The sequence below is a fragment of the Paenibacillus sp. FSL H7-0918 genome, from assembly GCF_038007025.1.
Taxonomy (GTDB): Bacteria; Bacillota; Bacilli; order Paenibacillales; family Paenibacillaceae; genus Paenibacillus_AQ; species Paenibacillus_AQ odorifer.
This window is the reverse complement of sequence record NZ_JBBOWJ010000006.1, coordinates 179,695-191,879: the sequence shown is the minus strand read 5'-3', so window position 1 is coordinate 191,879 and position 12,185 is coordinate 179,695. Positions and strand designations below refer to the sequence as shown.

At 46.6% G+C, this 12,185-nt stretch carries 16 protein-coding genes; 5 read left to right on the top strand and 11 right to left on the bottom strand.

Translation table 11 applies throughout. From position 1 onward, the window contains the following. Nucleotides 1-15 precede the first annotated feature (15 nt). Together MHI15_RS29630 and MHI15_RS29625 are read right to left on the bottom strand one after the other, a co-directional pair. Nucleotides 16-411, bottom strand: a complete 396-nt coding sequence (locus MHI15_RS29630) for a GntR family transcriptional regulator (RefSeq protein WP_076124482.1) — start codon at nucleotides 409-411, stop codon at nucleotides 16-18. A 61-nt stretch (nucleotides 412-472) separates the two neighbouring features. Next, nucleotides 473-1,201 (bottom strand): hypothetical protein, encoded by a 729-nt coding sequence (locus MHI15_RS29625; protein WP_076282512.1) that lies wholly within the window; start codon nucleotides 1,199-1,201, stop codon nucleotides 473-475. 341 nt (nucleotides 1,202-1,542) lie between these two features. Between MHI15_RS29625 and MHI15_RS29620 the strand changes: the two genes are divergently transcribed. Further along, nucleotides 1,543-1,716 (top strand): hypothetical protein, encoded by a 174-nt coding sequence (locus MHI15_RS29620; protein WP_341165207.1) that lies wholly within the window; start codon nucleotides 1,543-1,545, stop codon nucleotides 1,714-1,716. A gap of 387 nt (nucleotides 1,717-2,103) precedes the next feature. Here the strand turns inward: MHI15_RS29620 and MHI15_RS29615 are convergent, their stop codons facing one another. From MHI15_RS29615 to MHI15_RS29585, 7 genes are all read right to left on the bottom strand, one after another. Continuing rightward, a complete protein-coding gene (locus MHI15_RS29615; RefSeq protein ID WP_076124485.1) occupies nucleotides 2,104-2,568 on the bottom strand; it encodes a DUF420 domain-containing protein in 465 nt (154 codons plus the stop codon). 26 nt (nucleotides 2,569-2,594) lie between these two features. Beyond that, nucleotides 2,595-3,515, bottom strand: coding sequence for a cytochrome c oxidase assembly factor CtaG (gene ctaG / locus MHI15_RS29610; RefSeq protein ID WP_076124487.1), 921 nt, complete (start codon nucleotides 3,513-3,515; stop codon nucleotides 2,595-2,597). Between the two features lie 85 nt (nucleotides 3,516-3,600). Continuing rightward, nucleotides 3,601-3,927, bottom strand: coding sequence for a cytochrome C oxidase subunit IV family protein (locus MHI15_RS29605; protein ID WP_036682505.1), 327 nt, complete (start codon nucleotides 3,925-3,927; stop codon nucleotides 3,601-3,603). A 5-nt stretch (nucleotides 3,928-3,932) separates the two neighbouring features. Further along, nucleotides 3,933-4,559 (bottom strand): cytochrome (ubi)quinol oxidase subunit III, encoded by a 627-nt coding sequence (locus MHI15_RS29600; RefSeq protein ID WP_038568531.1) that lies wholly within the window; start codon nucleotides 4,557-4,559, stop codon nucleotides 3,933-3,935. Further along, nucleotides 4,556-6,403 (bottom strand): cytochrome c oxidase subunit I, encoded by a 1,848-nt coding sequence (gene ctaD / locus MHI15_RS29595; RefSeq protein WP_076124740.1) that lies wholly within the window; start codon nucleotides 6,401-6,403, stop codon nucleotides 4,556-4,558. Before ctaD ends, MHI15_RS29600 begins: the two co-directional genes overlap by 4 nt. 126 nt (nucleotides 6,404-6,529) lie before the next feature. Beyond that, on the bottom strand, nucleotides 6,530-7,576 hold the full coding sequence (gene coxB, locus MHI15_RS29590; RefSeq protein WP_076124488.1) for a cytochrome c oxidase subunit II: 1,047 nt from the start codon (nucleotides 7,574-7,576) through the stop codon (nucleotides 6,530-6,532). Nucleotides 7,577-7,979: 403 nt separating this feature from the next. Continuing rightward, nucleotides 7,980-8,168 (bottom strand): hypothetical protein, encoded by a 189-nt coding sequence (locus MHI15_RS29585; RefSeq protein ID WP_019913840.1) that lies wholly within the window; start codon nucleotides 8,166-8,168, stop codon nucleotides 7,980-7,982. 48 nt (nucleotides 8,169-8,216) lie between these two features. Here MHI15_RS29585 and MHI15_RS29580 point away from each other — a divergent pair, with 48 nt between their 5' ends. The 4 genes from MHI15_RS29580 to MHI15_RS29565 all read left to right on the top strand — a co-directional run bounded on the left by MHI15_RS29580 (nucleotide 8,217) and on the right by MHI15_RS29565 (nucleotide 11,126). Beyond that, a complete protein-coding gene (locus MHI15_RS29580; RefSeq protein ID WP_341165206.1) occupies nucleotides 8,217-8,348 on the top strand; it encodes a hypothetical protein in 132 nt (43 codons plus the stop codon). Between the two features lie 289 nt (nucleotides 8,349-8,637). Further along, nucleotides 8,638-9,627 (top strand): serine hydrolase domain-containing protein, encoded by a 990-nt coding sequence (locus MHI15_RS29575; RefSeq protein WP_341088376.1) that lies wholly within the window; start codon nucleotides 8,638-8,640, stop codon nucleotides 9,625-9,627. A gap of 93 nt (nucleotides 9,628-9,720) precedes the next feature. Beyond that, entirely contained in the window at nucleotides 9,721-10,059 is a 339-nt protein-coding gene (locus MHI15_RS29570) for a DUF4870 domain-containing protein (RefSeq protein WP_036682511.1), read from the top strand. Between the two features lie 110 nt (nucleotides 10,060-10,169). Next, nucleotides 10,170-11,126, top strand: a complete 957-nt coding sequence (locus MHI15_RS29565) for a diacylglycerol/lipid kinase family protein (RefSeq protein ID WP_052096739.1) — start codon at nucleotides 10,170-10,172, stop codon at nucleotides 11,124-11,126. 113 nt (nucleotides 11,127-11,239) lie between these two features. Here MHI15_RS29565 and MHI15_RS29560 read toward each other — a convergent pair whose 3' ends face one another. Both MHI15_RS29560 and MHI15_RS29555 read right to left on the bottom strand, forming a co-directional pair. Continuing rightward, a complete protein-coding gene (locus MHI15_RS29560) occupies nucleotides 11,240-11,833 on the bottom strand; it encodes a xanthine phosphoribosyltransferase (protein ID WP_076101352.1) in 594 nt (197 codons plus the stop codon). A gap of 42 nt (nucleotides 11,834-11,875) precedes the next feature. Continuing rightward, nucleotides 11,876-12,178 (bottom strand): hypothetical protein, encoded by a 303-nt coding sequence (locus MHI15_RS29555; protein ID WP_038568522.1) that lies wholly within the window; start codon nucleotides 12,176-12,178, stop codon nucleotides 11,876-11,878. Nucleotides 12,179-12,185: the final 7 nt, after the last annotated feature.

The following is a 12,185-nucleotide window of genomic DNA, read 5'->3' as shown; positions in this document are numbered from 1 at the left end:
AGTAAGCGCCCCCTCTCAATCCTTTTCTCTATACTTGCGTTCTACAATCTCCATAAAAATCTGTTCAAGTTCATCCTTGCTGCAATGTACCGATCGGGCGATATCCACTGCACTTTCAAGTGCTTTGCCAACCGTTTCACGTTTATATTCTTCCATGGCTCCGTCACCTACATGGGATACAAAGGTACCTGTTCCTTGTCGCGTTCGCAGCAAACCTTCGTTCTCCAGATCCTGATATACCCGCCGCACGGTAATTACACTGCATTTCAGATCTCCTGCGAACTCACGAATCGAGGGCAGCAGCGTACCTTCTGTAATGACTCCGCTAATGATTAATGATCTAAGCTGAGTCTCTATTTGATGATAGAGGGGCTCTGCACTATTTTCGTTGATTTGTACCGGTATCCACATTATTTACACCTCGCCTTCCACTCTAGCGTGCTAGAGCGCAGTCCTTGCCATTTCCGATTTTTTATATGAGATTGCGACTTTTCAGCCGATGTATAGTCCATTTAGAGAATAACTGTACAGATATTGTTCCCAGCAGAAGTGACCCCCACATGATCGGAGATAACAGCCCCCACTCCTTCGAATAGGAGATACTGTATAAGAACAAACTGCCTCCGCCCAGTGTAACTAAGAACGATGCTGCCCACGATAAAACTACGATAAGCAATGTTAGCCATAGATAAGCTTTGCCGCTAAAAAGATATTCAATAAAAATATATAGACCTGAGACCATGAATCCGAAGCCGAGCCAAGTAATCGCAAAAGCTATGTACGAAGGAACCGCCAGCTCTGCCCGGAAATTCTCTCCTAACAAGTAAATAATAACGAAGAATAACGTACCATTTAGAGTAAAGGAGCCCACACCCTGAAGTTTCCTCCGCGATAATATTACTGCAGCTGGGATCGGTAAAGTTCGTAAGTAAACCAACATTTTTGTGTAAGAGTCTTCACTCCAATATTTCATGGAGCGGCGAGAGAATGTTAATCCCAATAAGGGGATAAAGGAGAGAAATAAGAAATCCGCTAGCATCGTCCGATCCTGCTCACCTAGTACATCATTTGCTATCAGGCTAGTCAGTCCACCAAGATAACTCATAAAAACAACTGTTATTACGAGGGTCCCTAATATTTTTAATTTGTCTCCACGAAAATCAGAGCGCAACATAAACCATGAATCTTTTAATGTTCTCATTAATGCTAACCTCGCTTTACAATGTCTTCAGCGTCTAGCAGAAGCAGGTGTTCATATCCCTGTGCTTACTGTATATATCTATATACACAGTATATGACCTTGATTTTACATTGTCAATCCTGTAACTGGAAATTATTCAAAAGAAATAGGAGGTTTAGGTAACCTCACACTTCAAGCTTATGAAGACACTCTCGAACGTTAGGTAACGCTTATTAATTGAGATTAACTACAATGAGGGGGAATTGAGGCAGAATGCTACGGGGCGAATGTAACTGGGATAATTGAGTTTATTAGATAATTCATTCTGGAAATGAAGTAGTAAGCGCTCACTCTCTGCTTCTATGCAACGTGTTGGTGTAATGTGTGTTGAGGGAGGCGGGTATGGCGGATGGTGCGGTATCAGGGGCGGGGTGCTGATTCGGCTGCTGACTGGTTCAGGTTTCGGGTGTGGGATACCGTTTCGGCTGCTAGTGCAGTTTCAGGTATGGGATATGGGCGACTGCCGGACGGATTAACATTAGGAAAAAACTCCCTAAAATCTGCCCAACCGAGCTTAGATTATTAGTTTTTAGGGAAATCCTCCCTAAAAATTCAGCTATTACTCCGTTATTGAGCTAAATCCATTCAATTTCAGGGAGTATTTCCCTAATTATGGCCTTTTTGAGCTATTTTCGTTCATTTCCAGGGAGGTTTTCCCCAATTACATCTTTTTCGTGCTAACTTCGTTCAATTTCAGGACAGATCCCGAAGCTCTACAAACCAAAATAAGCCCATCACCCGCAATCCCTACTCAGGAACATGCAGATATATAGGCTTATTTCATAACTATTTACGGTTCTGCTACTTTAGTGCTGTTCATTCGCTCAACGCACTAAACTCTGTGCTCTATTCAAGCACTTATTTTACGCTCCCAAAATAACTTCCCACACCGGCTTGGTATGTCCACCTGGATACAAAACATACAACAGCACGTACACCATAACGCCTGTAATCGCTGTGATAAACCAAATTATCGATGTCACTCTGCCCCACTTACGGTGCTTGGAATACTTCGCCTTGAAACCAAGAGTTAACGTAGTAAGTCCGAATACCGCAGCTACGGTTGCCAGAACGATATGGAAGATCAAAAACACTTGATAAATTGTCTTCAGTTCATCCGGTCCACCCCATGAGGTATTTCCCACAAACAACGTTCTCGATACGTAAACAATAAAAAACAGCAGCGCAGCGATAGCGGCAGCAATCATCGTTTTCTTATGCGCCTCGCGTTTGCCCTTGATAATGAGCCACCAACCTATAGCCACCAGCACCGCGCTGATCACGATGAATGACGTACTAATAGTCGGAAACACTGTGAAAATATCCATGATTCTCCCCCTCGGCAGTCTACCAGTTATGCACGGTTCAAGTTGCTCTCCTGAAGTGTTGAGGATGGCGTCGACAATTCATCGTCGTCTTGTCCGTTCTCTTTTTTATACCAATGATAGAACACATAAGCAAGCATAGAGGCAAAAATAAATTCCTGAATGAACTTCATCGCGATGCCTCCTACCTGTTGATCCACCTTCGGCGACATCACTTCAAAGAATGCAGGACCTCCAAAATTCTGAAGTAAAACAGAGGGGTCACCCGAGATACAATAGCCCATAGCACGCGCCCAAGTCTCTGGATCACTGTAAGTGGCGTAGAGCGGATGATCGGCAAATATAATCAGCCCGCAAGCCGGCGTCAGCAATACCATGTTCAGAAAAATAAATCCAATCTTCCCAAGCCCACTCGCCATACGATGTTCCGGCAGCGGATTAATCAGTGTCCACCACATTAAAGCAGAAGTCAGGAACAAAACAATGTAATAAATACGATGAACAGTAAAATGCAGCATCACATAATCATGAATAACAGGAATATGGTACAAGGAAAAAAGTCCGTTAAACAATAGAGCAGCTACTACCGGATGAGCTAAAAAAGATAACCGCCGAAGCGGATTCACCTTTAGTATCCTGCGCCAGATAAAATCTGGAATTCCAAGCATAATCAGCGGCACCGCTACCAGATAAGACAAGGCCATACTGACCATGTGGAAGGAAAACATCATATGCCCTAAAAGGCTAATGGGTCCTCCTTGTGCCAGGTAAAGGGCAAGCATCCCACAGACAAATAACGCTCTACGCCAAAATGGCACCGGTAATGAATCGGCATAACGCCCAGCAATCGGACCAATCCACACAAAATAACCTGCTGTCAGCAGCAGCATTACCGCTAGAAAAAGCGGACTCCATAGTTCAGCAAAACTAAAGTATTCTAATCCCAGCATAATCCCAACCTCCTAGCGCAGGAATTCATATATCTAAACATCAAAAAGAGGGGGCATCGCAGCCCACCTCTTTCATTATCGTCCGTTAATTCCACCAAACCCAATACAGCGACATAACAATACAGGTCCCAGCGATAAAGAAGCCACCCAGCATGAAGAGAATCGGCAGAAGATGCCCTTTATCTTTTAGATGCATCCAGAAGCCCATCTGCACAATGACCTGAAGAACAGCCATTACCAGCAGCAAAATAATCGCAAAGGTTGCATTTACGCCCCCAGCCGCAACAGCAGCGAAAGCAATCAATGTTAAGACAATGGAGAAAATAAAGACAACAATATGTTTCTGTGGTCCTTCATGCCGATGACGTTGCTTATACCCGCCGCTATCTGGCATATGCTGATCCGTCGTCATAGTGCCTAGCCCACCTTTCCGAGTAGGTATACAACCGTAAAGATGAAGACCCATACTACATCGATAAAATGCCAGTACATGGCTGACACATACACTTTTGGTGCAGTAACTACCGTTAACCCCTTGCGGGCGAGCTGCCCGATCAAGATGGAGATCCAAGCGATCCCGAAAGCTACGTGCGCACCATGAAATCCTACCAGTGTGTAGAATGCCGAGCTGAATGCACTTGTGGTCATTCCGAATTCTTCGTGTCTTACATATTGAGTAAACTCATAGATCTCCAAAACCAGGAAACCTAAACCTAAACCTACAGTAACTAAAAGCCAATTCCGTAGCAGTGCCGGCCGATTTCTGTGCATCGCTTGAATAGCGAATACACTCGTCAGACTGCTTACCAGCAGGATGAATGTTGCAGCGGCTACAAGCGGCAGGTGAAACAGTTCATTCGCCGAAGGCCCCTCATTCGTCTGATTACGCAGTGCGAGGAAAGTAGCGAACAACGTGCCGAACAATACCGCTTCGCCGCCTAGAAACAGCCAAAAGGCAAGAACCTTGTTGCGTCCTTCGAGCGTAGCTTTTTCCGGCTCGTGCGGAAAGGTATCCTTAGAAGCTTCTGCATGTGCCGTTGTCATGTCCGCTCACTTCCTTCCAGCTCTTCAGGTTCAATATGCCATCCGTGATCATCATACAGCGAACGCATCAGCATGGATCCAAATGTAATAATAAGACCGATGGCTGTAACGATATAATTATTAAACAGGAAGCTCATAAAAGCATTGCCGAATTCATCACGGCTAAACATAAAGCCAAGCCCAGCGATAAAAATTCCGATAGACATCGTAAACGGTAAAATCGTTGCTGACGGCATATGAATTGAGCCCACCGGCTCTGCTGGTGTCATGCCTTTATTCCCTGCTACTTTTTCTTTCCAGAAGGCATCAATCCCCCGAATAAGAGGTGTTTGCTTGAAGTTATATTCTGGCGGCGGTGAAGGAATGGTCCATTCCAATGTACGTCCATCCTCCCACGGATCATTGCCTGCATCCGCTGGTTTTCTGGAAGTCAGGAAGATGTTCACCAAGAAAATAATCATACCAACACCCATAAGTCCTGCACCAATGGTACTGACTAGATTTAGCAAATCAAATTGCTGATTTGGTAAATAAGTAAATACGCGGCGCTGCATCCCCATAAGCCCAAGGAAATGCTGTACAAAAAAGGTCAGATGGAATCCGATGATAAACGTCCAGAAAGTCCACTTGCCCAGCGTCTCACTCAGCATCCTTCCGAACATTTTTGGCCACCAGTAGTGCAGACCTGCGAACAGGCCAAGCACCAAACCACCTACAATAACATAGTGGAAATGCGCTACAACAAAATACGTATCATGGAACTGAAAGTCAGCAGGTGCGGACGCCAGCATCACTCCAGTTACTCCCCCCATAGTAAATGTAGGAATAAATCCTACAGCGAACAGGTTAGGGGTTGTGAAACGTACTTGCCCGCCCCACATCGTGAACAACCAGTTAAAAATTTTAATCCCGGTCGGAACCGCAATTAACATCGTTGATACGGAGAACAACGCGTTAGCTACAGGTCCAAGTCCAGTTGTGAACATGTGGTGAGCCCAAACCATAAAACCTAAGAAGGCGATCAAGATGGTTGCAAACACCATGGAGCTATATCCGAACAGTCTTTTACGCGAAAAGGTTGGGATGACCTCAGAAATAATCCCGAAGGCAGGCAGAATGAGAATATACACTTCCGGGTGACCAAATATCCAGAAGATATGCTGCCATAGCACTGGACTTCCTCCGGCTCCGACTTCGAAGAAATTGGCTCCTAGAATCCGGTCGAATGTCAGCAGTACTAAACCTACTGTTATTGCTGGAAAAGCAAACAAAATAATGGCGGAAGTAATAAATGTAGTCCAGGCGAACATCGGCATCCGCATATAGGTCATTCCCGGCGCACGCATCGTAATGATCGTGGCTAGAAAGTTAATCCCCCCGATGAGGGTCCCTAATCCGGCAATTTGCAAGCCGATCGTATAGAAGTCTACACCGTGTGTAGTGCTGTATGTACTCGTAGATAGTGGGGTGTAGGCGGTCCACCCGGCATCAGGAGCACCACCCATAACCCAGCTAAGATTCAGTAGAATCCCGCCGAACAGGAAGGTCCAGAAACCAAGTGCATTTAGAAAAGGAAAGGCTACGTCACGTGCACCGATCTGTAGCGGAATGACGGCATTCATGAGTGCGAAGATGACTGGCATGACGCCGAGGAAGATCATCGTCGTACCATGCATGGTTATGAGTTCATTAAACGTTTGTGCATCCAAAAAGTTATTCATCGGCTTGATGAGCTGCCAACGAATCAGAAGCGCTTCAATTCCCCCGATGCCAAAAAATAATCCTCCGGCCCATAGGTACAAAATCGCGATTTTTTTGTGATCGACGGTTGTTAGCCAATCCATAAGTCCTGTATGGCGCTTCACACTGTGGCCGTGCCCCAGAGGCTTGGATGAATTCAAGGTATGCGCTGCTTGAGCCAAAGTTCGTCCCCCCTTTTCGAAAGTTCCGCCCGCCTTTAGGCTAAGGCATTAGTCCAGCTTATAGTTGGCCAGATACTCTGCAATGCCATCAATCTCAGCATCACTCAGGCCCAGATCTTTGGGGTTAGGCATCAGATTGCCTGGTTTTACGGATTGCGGGTCGTGCAGCCAGGTTTTGAGATTCTCTTCAATCGGCGCACCATCTTCCCTCGTGTCGTCGTTGAGCAGAATTCCAGCAATCGATTCCCGAGAACCAATTCCGGTCAAGTTCGGCGCATTATTAATCCCTTGATCGCCTACAGCGTGGCAAGTCAGACATGCCGCTTTGAACTTCTCAGCTAAAGCAGGATCCTCTGGCAGCACAGCTACAGGTGCTTTCATCGAATCAATCCACTTTTGAAACTCTTGTTCACTAACTGATTTCACCTTAAATTCCATCAATCCATGAGAAGGTCCACATAGCTCCGCACATTTCCCACGGTAAACGCCTTCATTAGGCGCACTAAAGCTAAAGCGGTTAATCGTTCCAGCTGGGTTGGTATCGATTTTACCGGAAAGAGAAGGGACCCAGAAGGAGTGCAGCACATCTTTAGTTTCCAGTTCAAAGGCGATATCTTTGCCCACCGGAATAATCAAGTCCTGCGCTGTAGTTACCTTATAGTCGGTATACTCAAACTCCCACCAGTATTGGTGGCCGGTTACTTTAACCTTGATCGCATTCTTGTCATTGGAATGATCATCTCCAGCGGCAAACACAGCTTTCACCGTTGGCACGGCCAGTACTACAACAAGGATGAGCGGAATGACTGTCCAGAGAATCTCAAGTTTCATACTGCCCTCAACCTGCTCAGGGATTTCATTCTGACCCGGTCTTCTGCGGAAGCGGATCAGTACATAAGCTGCAATCGTAAAGACAATCAGCAACACCACGATCATAATGCTGATCGACAGCTCCATTAATCCGTAAGATCTGTCTGCTGCAGGTCCCTGTGGTCTGAGTACTGACAAGTCCTCACGACCGCACCCGGCAAGAAAGAGTCCAAACATAGCGGTCATGGGAAGGAGTCGCTTTACAGCCTGCCACGTTTTCATCATTGATCTACCCCGCTTTTCCCGATTTCGTAGATTCCTGTTTTTTTCTGTCAATTATAACAATCACTATTAATATAAGTTTAAGGGAAAGTTTTGTCAATCGTTCACAACTAGTTCACATTGTAATTTTCGACACAATAAACCCTTGTCCCATCTGGATTTTATAGCATTTTATGAAAACGCAAACAAATAAAAAATAATAAAGAAAGCGCATTCAATTTAAAATGTGTCTATTAATTCATTTGACTATTCTATGAGGAAGACTTTTCCTTATTCGTAAATGGGCATACAAAAAAAACCGATTCCAGCAACAAAAGTCGCTCGGGCACGGTTTATAAGAATCCTCGTGGATGTTATTACTCAAAATGATGTCTAAAGTTAAGCAAGTGACAAACGTATCTGTTAGCTAGGAGACGGATGAATTCATCCGTACCAACTCGTGTTCCACGACCATGGTCAGTTCTTCTTCATAGCCTCCTGTAATCCGATACTTTCGGACGTACTCCTTTACGAATTTCTTGGGATCTTTGGGCCGGAAAATGCGTGTCATTTCCCGTAGACTTTCCTTGACTTCGTTATGACCTTTACTTGCCATGATCAGTTCCCTCCCAAAACATTGAAAATGAATGCTCCGTTGTAGAGAATGCATGATGAAAAGTACGCCGTAACCTCGAATGCAAGTGAAGTATCCAGTACACATACGTGGCTTGCACTATCCGTCAAAACGTGGAATCTAAAGCTAAATCTAGCCTTTGAGACACCGCCTTGCCGGTGAAGCAGGTTCGTCGTGATTTGGGCTGAGAGTAAGGACGCCTGATGAACGATAGCTCCTTGACACTTTTATTACCCGAAGAGCCACTTACTGAATCACTCCTTTCGGGCCTTATCGTTATATTGTATCATATTCCGGATTAACTTCCACCTTTCCTTGTAAAATGTACTATTTGGAAAATATTATTTTTTACAGCTGTCTTCGTAAGTCAGATGTCTCCAAACTGGTTAAAATACAATAACCTATACAGCAAGCGAAATTGTATTTATCAACAAATGAGAAGGAGATCTTTATGGCCCAGCCTGCAATTCCCCTAATGACTACCGCAACGCCAGAAGACACCGATACACGCCGGGAGGGTCTTGAACAAGCCCATCAAGCTATCCTAAAAGAATACCCCAAGATGCATAGCATGCTTATTGTGCGTCATGGAAAACTTATCTTCGAACATTATTATAATGACCATCATGCTGGAGCATTAAATGATCTCCGTTCTGCCACCAAAAGTTTTGTCAGTGCCCTTACGGGAATCGCTATCGGCCGTGGAGAGATGCCTGATCTCCATATTTCTGTGTCCGAGGTCCTTCGCAAGCATATTCCATACCTTCACTCCCCACATCTCTCAAAAATCACACTCCGTCATCTTCTTACCATGACTTCCGGTTTTAGCTGGATCACAGGGAAGAAGCTTGGTGAACCGCTTGTTCGGAACCTCCATCGCAGCCGCCGCTGGGGTTCCTTTGGCCTTAGCTTGAACATTATTCCAGAACAAATCGGACAGTTCCAATATCGAAGCATCGACTCACATCTAATCTCGATAATGATTAGTGAATCTACAGGTCTTGATGCATTTTCCTATGCAGCACAGTATTTATTCACTCCACTCCGAATGGCTAATACCGCTTGGTTACCTAGCCCCGAAGGACATAGCATGGGTCATATCGGTTTGCACCTAACGTCTCGGGATATGGCTAAATTCGGAATCTGCCTGCTGAATAATGGAGTGTTTGCAGAGCAGCAAATCATCCCAGAACATTGGTTGCAGGAAGCACTTACCGCTCAAGCTAAGGGATATCCAGCGTTTGGTGATTACGGATATCAGTTTTGGATCGGTACGATGAGCGGGCAGCCCTACAAGCTCGCCCACGGGCATGGCGGGCAGCAGATTCTGCTCTTTCCCAATCTGGATGCTGTAGTGGTCTTTACAGCAGAGAGCAAGACAAACAACTGGAAGAACCCTCGCAGGCTGCTTGAAAAGTATGTTCTCCCTTCAATGAGCTAAACATACTTTTTCCTGACAAGTCATAGGCTTGTAAGGAAGAAGGATTCGAACAATCAAGCCCCTTCTTCTCCAAGCAGAAGGAGAGTGAGCCCATTGTCCCCTTTTAAATCATCCACCGGATTGCCCGATAATATAGCGGGCGCGTTATGTTACTTTTTCCCTTTTCTCGGCGGCGTCGTCTTTCTCGCATTGGAGAAACGCAGCCGCTTTGTGCTGTTCCATTCGCTGCAATCACTGATTACCTTCGGGGTGCTGATGATCCTCCACGTTCTAACCGGATTGGTCCCATTCCTCGGCCCCTTGATGAGTGCCCTCGTCTCTCTTTGCAGCTTTGGGGTGTGGCTGTTAATGATCTACCATGCCTTAAGTGGCAGGTGGTATAAACTTCCTTGGGCAGGTGATATCGCAGAAAGTCAGATTCGCCATCTGTAATCCCCCAAAAAGCAGCCCCTCTGATCGCTGAAAAGTATTCCCTTTTGCCCATCCACTCCTTACAATGTAGAAAGGGCATCAATGGAATTCTACAGGCTGGAGGAAATCATATGTATCTATTTATCATAAACCCGCGTTCCGGCGGGGGAGCAGGCGGCCGGACCTGGCATACTGTAGAGGCGCTCATGAAGGAGCGTTCGCTGCCTTTCATGTCCTTGTTTACGCACAGCGTAGAGGGTGCAGAAGCCCTTGTTTTAAATACACTAAAGCATCGCGAGGATTGGAAAGCCGTGATTGTAATCGGCGGTGACGGCACGCTCCATAGCATTTTGGGTGCACTTTGCGGCAAAGATATCCCCATGGGCGTAATTCCTGCCGGCTCCGGCAACGACACCGCCCGGGGGTTCGGCATTCCACTTTCCATAGAAGCCGCGCTGGAGGCCGCCCTTAGCGAGCGGTATATCGAAGCAGACCTGCTTTCAGGAGCAAACGGACTGACCGTAACAGCCGTTGCCAATGGCTTTGATGCTCAAGTGGCCGAGAATGTGAATGCCAGCCGATACAAAAGGCTGTGCAATGCCATTGGAGCAGGCCAGCTCGCGTATATCATCGGCATATTGCATACGCTGATGACATTCAAGCCCTGCCGGGTAAGCGTAGTCTGCGACGGTACGGAGCACGCCTTCGAGAAGGCATGGCTGGTCTCGATCTGCAACCTGCCCAGCTACGGCGGCGGGCTTTTGATCTGCCCGCAGGCAAAGGCCGATGACGGCCAGCTTGACGTCTGCGTCGTGCATGGGTGCAGCCGCGGGCAGCTGCTGCGGTTGTTCCCCACGGTACTGAAGGGCAAGCATGTGGCGTTGCCCTTCGTGTCTATGCTGCGCGGACGTAGCGTAGCTGTGGGCTTTGCCGAGGCCCGGCCTGCGATCGGCGACGGTGAGAGCCTCGGCAAAGGGCCGCTGGCCGTTCGCTGCGAGCCGGGGGCGCTGCGTGTGCTATCGCCGCTGGCGGCGGACAGCGTACAGCTGCCCGTCGACACTGCAGCGGCATGCGGCAGCAACGGGTAACCTGACCCGTGCATACCATACACACAAAAAACAGCAAGCGACTGGTTCATTACCAGTTCGCTTGCTGTTTTGTATATCCTATAGCTTTTGTTTGAGAATGCATTCCAAAAGCCTCAAACAAGAGGCTCTTCCTCGTCTTCCACGAAAGTGACTCTTCCGTCCTCCAGTGAAGCAATACGCACAAGTGACTCTACGCGATATCCCGCTTCCTGCAGCAGCCGATTCCCTGGCTGGAACGCTTTTTCGATCACAATACCAATTCCAACCACACTTCCCCCCGCCTGCTCAACAATACGGGCAAGTCCGAAGGCGGCTTCACCATTCGCCAAGAAATCATCAACAATCAGTACCCGTTCTCCGGGAGCAATGAATTTCTTCGAAACGGTAATTTCATTCGTTTCTTTCTTCGTGAAGGAGTAGACCTTCTCCACGTAAATGTCTTCTGTCAGCGTCAGCGATTTCTGCTTACGGGCAAAAATCAGCGGAACCTCCAGCTCTAATGCTGTCATAATCCCTGGAGCAATCCCCGAGGATTCTATAGTCAGCACCTTCGTAATTTCTTCGCCAGCGAACCGGCGGATAAACTCACGGCCAACCTCACGCATCAGGAAGGGGTCCATCTGATGATTCAGAAAAGAATCCACCTTGAGCACTCCTTGCCCGAGTACAATACCTTCTTTCAACACTTTTTGTCTCAACAGCTCCATAGTGCTCCTCCTTCTCCCATCATTGAATCCATTCTCCCCACATTACAGACCTGTCGGCTTCTGAGGCAATAAATTTCCAACGATCGATTTTAAATTATGATCATCCTTGCTCTTTTCCTGACCGTTATCATAACCCGTAATTCGAATCTCCAAGAAATCCCCCGGATTTACCGGTTTAAAAATCAATTTTTCGCGGTCTTCCAGTCTCACGTTAAAATTCATATCCTTAAACATTTCGACTAATTCTGCTTCTCCAGGAGATGCTCCCTTATCCAGAAACAACAGTCCACGCAATTTTTTAGGACCATCATTGTGCACCACTTCAAAATGAACGATACATTCCATGCTTCTC

Bases quoted from the DNA above. Each gene is read 5' to 3' on its own strand.
- MHI15_RS29630 (WP_076124482.1), bottom strand. From the start codon at position 411: ATGTGGATACCGGTACAAATCAACGAAAATAGTGCAGAGCCCCTCTAT.
- MHI15_RS29625 (WP_076282512.1), bottom strand. From the start codon at position 1,201: ATGAGAACATTAAAAGATTCATGGTTTATGTTGCGCTCTGATTTTCGT.
- MHI15_RS29620 (WP_341165207.1), top strand. From the start codon at position 1,543: ATGCAACGTGTTGGTGTAATGTGTGTTGAGGGAGGCGGGTATGGCGGA.
- MHI15_RS29615 (WP_076124485.1), bottom strand. From the start codon at position 2,568: ATGGATATTTTCACAGTGTTTCCGACTATTAGTACGTCATTCATCGTG.
- ctaG (WP_076124487.1), bottom strand. From the start codon at position 3,515: ATGCTGGGATTAGAATACTTTAGTTTTGCTGAACTATGGAGTCCGCTT.
- MHI15_RS29605 (WP_036682505.1), bottom strand. From the start codon at position 3,927: ATGACGACGGATCAGCATATGCCAGATAGCGGCGGGTATAAGCAACGT.
- MHI15_RS29600 (WP_038568531.1), bottom strand. From the start codon at position 4,559: ATGACAACGGCACATGCAGAAGCTTCTAAGGATACCTTTCCGCACGAG.
- ctaD (WP_076124740.1), bottom strand. From the start codon at position 6,403: ATGGATTGGCTAACAACCGTCGATCACAAAAAAATCGCGATTTTGTAC.
- coxB (WP_076124488.1), bottom strand. From the start codon at position 7,576: ATGATGAAAACGTGGCAGGCTGTAAAGCGACTCCTTCCCATGACCGCT.
- MHI15_RS29585 (WP_019913840.1), bottom strand. From the start codon at position 8,168: ATGGCAAGTAAAGGTCATAACGAAGTCAAGGAAAGTCTACGGGAAATG.
- MHI15_RS29580 (WP_341165206.1), top strand. From the start codon at position 8,217: ATGCATGATGAAAAGTACGCCGTAACCTCGAATGCAAGTGAAGTATCC.
- MHI15_RS29575 (WP_341088376.1), top strand. From the start codon at position 8,638: ATGGCCCAGCCTGCAATTCCCCTAATGACTACCGCAACGCCAGAAGAC.
- MHI15_RS29565 (WP_052096739.1), top strand. From the start codon at position 10,170: ATGTATCTATTTATCATAAACCCGCGTTCCGGCGGGGGAGCAGGCGGC.
- MHI15_RS29560 (WP_076101352.1), bottom strand. From the start codon at position 11,833: ATGGAGCTGTTGAGACAAAAAGTGTTGAAAGAAGGTATTGTACTCGGG.
- MHI15_RS29555 (WP_038568522.1), bottom strand. From the start codon at position 12,178: ATGGAATGTATCGTTCATTTTGAAGTGGTGCACAATGATGGTCCTAAA.